Annotated in this window: 4 protein-coding genes; all 4 read left to right on the top strand. The window is 44.0% G+C overall.

The genetic code is table 11. The features are described 5' to 3' along the window. The first annotated feature begins 410 nt into the window (after positions 1-410). Genes rapZ through namA form a run of 4 tightly spaced genes read left to right on the top strand, consistent with a single transcriptional unit; the run spans position 411 to position 4,276 of the window. Complete coding sequence (gene rapZ / locus R8925_RS15655; protein ID WP_430536718.1) at positions 411-1,286, top strand: RNase adapter RapZ; 876 nt, start codon at positions 411-413, stop codon at positions 1,284-1,286. A gap of 1 nt (position 1,287) precedes the next feature. Continuing rightward, complete coding sequence (locus R8925_RS15650) at positions 1,288-2,253, top strand: gluconeogenesis factor YvcK family protein (RefSeq protein ID WP_430536717.1); 966 nt, start codon at positions 1,288-1,290, stop codon at positions 2,251-2,253. Between the two features lie 6 nt (positions 2,254-2,259). Then, positions 2,260-3,228 carry a DNA-binding protein WhiA gene (gene whiA / locus R8925_RS15645; RefSeq protein WP_430536716.1) on the top strand — a complete coding sequence of 323 codons (969 nt, stop codon included), beginning with the start codon at positions 2,260-2,262 and terminating at the stop codon, positions 3,226-3,228. Positions 3,229-3,259: 31 nt separating this feature from the next. Then, a complete protein-coding gene (gene namA / locus R8925_RS15640; protein ID WP_430536715.1) occupies positions 3,260-4,276 on the top strand; it encodes an NADPH dehydrogenase NamA in 1,017 nt (338 codons plus the stop codon). Positions 4,277-4,392 lie beyond the last annotated feature (116 nt).

Genomic DNA, 4,392 nt, shown 5'->3' with positions numbered 1-4,392 from the left:
GTGTACTTATTTCTATATACATATAAAGAGGATGGAACATCCGTTGATTTGTAGATCAACTTTTGTCCCATCCTCGTCTTTTTAAGTGGTCTGGTAGTGGCGATTAGAAAGTATAGAAATGACAGCCATTTCTAACACCCATCCGTTCTAGCAAACAATGATTGATAGTATGAAGTGCATCCAAATATTGTGCTAAAACGTGGGTAAAGCGAGAAAAACAAGGCTTTGATGGAATATGTTTCGATTGTAGCTAGGTGCGTTTTTCATAAAAATGAAACGCCCGGCTGATTTACTTTGTTAGGTTTTTGATGGGCGGTATGGTAAAATGGGGTTGTATATTAGTATAGTGGAAAGTAGCTTGAGAATGCAGAATGGAACTACTTTTTGATATAGGAAAGGTTGGGCTATACATGGCGACGAATCATTTGCAGTTAGTAATTATTACGGGGATGAGTGGGGCAGGTAAAACTGTCGCAATGCAATCTTTGGAGGATATGGGATATTTTTGTGTGGACAATTTACCGCCGAGTTTACTTCCTAAATTTTGGGAGTTAATGAAAGAATCTGGAAAAATGAATAAAATCGCGCTCGTGATGGATTTGCGGGGACGGGAGTTTTTTGATTCGATTCAACCGGCGCTTGATGAGCTGGATAATACGTCTTTTATTACGACGAAAATGTTGTTTTTGGATGCGGATGACCAGGTTTTGGTGTCTCGTTATAAGGAAACGCGTCGTCACCACCCGCTTGAGCCAAATGGTTCGGTGCTGGAAGGAATTAAGCAGGAACGCGACTTGCTGGAGGATTTGAAGGGGCGTTCACAACTTGTGATTAATACGTCTTCACTTGCACCACGCGAGCTTCGGGAACGGATGAATAACGAGTTTCAGACGAGTGATCGGGAAGTTTTCAACGTGCAGGTGATGTCGTTTGGATTTAAATATGGTTTGCCAATTGACGCGGATTTAGTGTTTGATGTGCGGTTCTTGCCGAATCCGCATTATATTGATAAGATGCGACCACTGACTGGACTTGATAAGGATGTTTATAATTATGTGATGAAATGGCCAGAGACGGAGACTTTCTTGAATAAGTTGATGGACATGATTTTGTTTACATTGCCGTATTATAAGCGGGAAGGAAAGACACAGTTGGTGATTGCAATCGGTTGTACGGGCGGTCAGCATCGTTCTGTGGCGCTTTCGGAATACGTTGGCAATAATCTGAAGACGAAATATGAGACGCAAATCTCGCATCGTGATATGAAGCGTAGAAAGGGCAAGTGAGATGGCAACGACACAAAAGCCGAAAGTGGTTGTGATTGGTGGCGGGACAGGTTTACCAGTCATACTGCGAGGCTTGAAAAAACAACCCATTGATTTGACTGCGATTGTCACGGTTGCTGATGATGGCGGGAGTTCGGGCAAGATTCGTGAACAGATGGATGTATTGCCACCCGGTGATATTAGAAACGTCATGGTGGCGCTTTCGAATACGGATCCGCGAATGGAAGCTTTGATGCAATATCGTTTTAAAGTGGAAGGTGATTTGTCGGGGCACGTGATTGGGAACCTGATTTTGACGGCGTTATCGCAGTTGAATGATAGTTACGTGGACGCGATTGAGGTTTTGGGTAAAGCAATGCGAATTCGTGGAAAGGTGATTCCGGCTACGGATCGGCCGCTGATTTTGAATGCGGTGATGGAAGATGGCTCGCTTGTGCAGGGCGAGTCGGCGATTCCGATGCAGGGCCAGCCGATTGATCGTGTATTTATTACACCAGCGGACGTAAAGGCTTTGCCAGCTGCGATTGAAGCAATCCATGATGCAGATCTGATTGTGCTTGGACCGGGAAGTTTGTACACCAGTATTTTGCCAAGTTTGCTAGTGCAGGATTTGCAGGATGCGATTTTTGAAAGTAAAGCTTACAAAGTTTATATCTGTAATATCTTGACGCAAGTTGGGGAAACGGATTTCTTCACGGATGCCGACCACGCACAGGTGATTTTGAACCATGTGGGACGGCCGATTATTGATGCGATGATGATCAATACAGCCGATGTACCGCGGCATTTGATGTTCCCTGATGACGTCATGCAGGTTGAGCAGAATTTTGAGAAGGATCATGCGTTAAATATTAATGTCATTGCTGGTGATTTGCTTTCTACGGAGGGTGGATTAGTCAGACATGCTGCGGATAAAGTGACGAATACATTATTACAGATTCTGATGAATTTGAAAGAAAAGGAATGAGGGTCTATGTCCTTTGCCTCGGAAACAAAGAAAGAGTTAACCAATTTAGATATCACGAAGACAGACGCAAAAGTGGAGCTATCGGCATTTATTAGGATGAATGGGGCAGTCTCGTTCTCTAATCAAATGATGGTGGTGGATGTCCAGACGGAAAATGCTGCTATTGCGCGCCGTATGTACCGGCTTTTGAAAGAATTATACCAAGCGCCGATTGAATTATTAGTACGGAAAAAAATGAAATTGAAGAAGAATAATGTCTATATTGTGCGATTAAAAGCGAACACCAAAGAAATTCTAGCGGATTTGGCAATTTTGAATGACGGTGTATTTCAAAATGCAATCAATCCATCGTTAATTAAGACGAAAAATGCACGCCGAGCGTATCTACGTGGCGCATTTTTGGCAAGTGGATCGGTGAATAATCCAGAAACATCATCGTATCATTTGGAGATTAATTCGGTCTACGAAGAGCATAACGACGCGATTTGTAGCTTACTGAACAGTTTCAATCTGAATGCACGGACATTGGAACGCCGAAATGGCTATATCACGTACTTGAAGGAAGCCGAAAAAATAACGGAATTCCTGAATATTATTGGTGCTACTGGGGCATTACTTCATTTTGAAGATGTTCGAATCATGCGCGATATGCGGAATTCGGTGAATCGACTTGTGAATTGTGAGACAGCGAATTTGAATAAAACGATTAACGCTGCAGTGCGACAAATTGATAATATTAAGTTTATTGCGGCTGCAGTAGGCTTGGAGGCATTACCTGAAAAGTTGCGGGAAATTGCGGTTTTGCGTGTGCAGTATGAAGATGTAACGCTACAAGAACTCGGTGATATGCTTTCCAGCGGGCCGATTAGTAAATCAGGAATCAACCACCGTTTGCGGAAACTAGATCAAATTGCGGATCAATTACGAAGTGGCGAGTCTCCGTCACAATTAGGACTTAGAATACCTTCCAATTAAATATAAATTAAGAAAAGGATGCGATTAAATCATGTCAAAATTGTTTTCTACGTATACAACGAAAGGTCTTACATTAAAAAATCGAGTTGCTATGTCACCGATGTGCATGTATTCTGTTGAAACCGATGACGGAGTTGCGAACGATTTCCATTTTGCGCACTATGTTTCTCGCGCGGCAGGACAAGTAGGACTTATCATGATAGAAGCAACTGCGGTACAGGCGGTTGGCCGGATTTCTCACGGCGATTTAGGATTGTGGGATGACGACCAAATTCCAGCTTTGAAGCGAATTGTTGACGGTATACATTATCACGAAGGAGCAGCAGGGATTCAGTTGGCGCACGCTGGCCGGAAAGCCGTTTTAGACGTAGATCCAGTGGCACCAAGCCCAATCGCATTTGATGATGAAAGCAAGAAGCCGCATGAATTAACGGCGACAGAAATAGAAGAAGTCGTGGCAGATTTCAAGAAAGCAGCATTTCGCGCGAAAGAAGCTGGATTTGATGTGATTGAGATTCACGCAGCTCACGGCTATTTATTGCACGAATTCCTATCACCGATTTCGAATTTACGCGAAGACGAGTATGGCGGACCAGCTGGAAATCGTTACCGTGTGTTAAGCGACGTGATTAAAGCTGTTCGTGAAGTTTGGGATGGCCCACTTTTCGTACGAGTTTCGGCGACAGATTATGCGCACGGCGGTTTAACAGTAGAAGACTATATTCCGTTCGCAAAATGGATGAAAGCAGACGGCGCGGACTTACTTGATGTCAGCAGTGGCGCGTTAGTCAATACCGTTCCGAAAGTTTACCCAGGATACCAAGTGCCGTTCGCTGAGAAAATTCGTACAGGTGCGGGAATTGCGACAGGAGCAGTTGGCCTGATTACAACGGGCGTTCAAGCAGAAGAAATTTTGCAGAATGACCGCGCAGATTTAATTTTCTTAGGGCGAGAGTTGTTACGTGATCCGTATTGGACAAGAACGGCAGCGAAAGATGTTCGTGGGGAAGTGACTCCACCGAAGCAGTATTCGCGTGGTGGTTGGTAATTAGATAGAGAAACAAGCATTCCGAGGTGATGGGATGCTTGTTTTTTGTGCGCCCAGCATGCGCAAATGCTAGGTGGTGAAAGTCCACTACAGGCTTGGCAGTAGGAACTGTTAGC

This window comes from Listeria rocourtiae subsp. hofi, assembly GCF_963575615.1.
Lineage (GTDB): Bacteria > Bacillota > Bacilli > Lactobacillales > Listeriaceae > Listeria_A > Listeria_A hofi.
Note: the sequence above shows the minus strand (reverse complement) of the source record. Positions and strands in the feature narration are given on the sequence as shown.

Bases quoted from the DNA above. Each gene is read 5' to 3' on its own strand.
- R8925_RS15650 (WP_430536717.1), top strand. From the start codon at position 1,288: ATGGCAACGACACAAAAGCCGAAAGTGGTTGTGATTGGTGGCGGGACA.
- whiA (WP_430536716.1), top strand. From the start codon at position 2,260: ATGTCCTTTGCCTCGGAAACAAAGAAAGAGTTAACCAATTTAGATATC.
- rapZ (WP_430536718.1), top strand. From the start codon at position 411: ATGGCGACGAATCATTTGCAGTTAGTAATTATTACGGGGATGAGTGGG.
- namA (WP_430536715.1), top strand. From the start codon at position 3,260: ATGTCAAAATTGTTTTCTACGTATACAACGAAAGGTCTTACATTAAAA.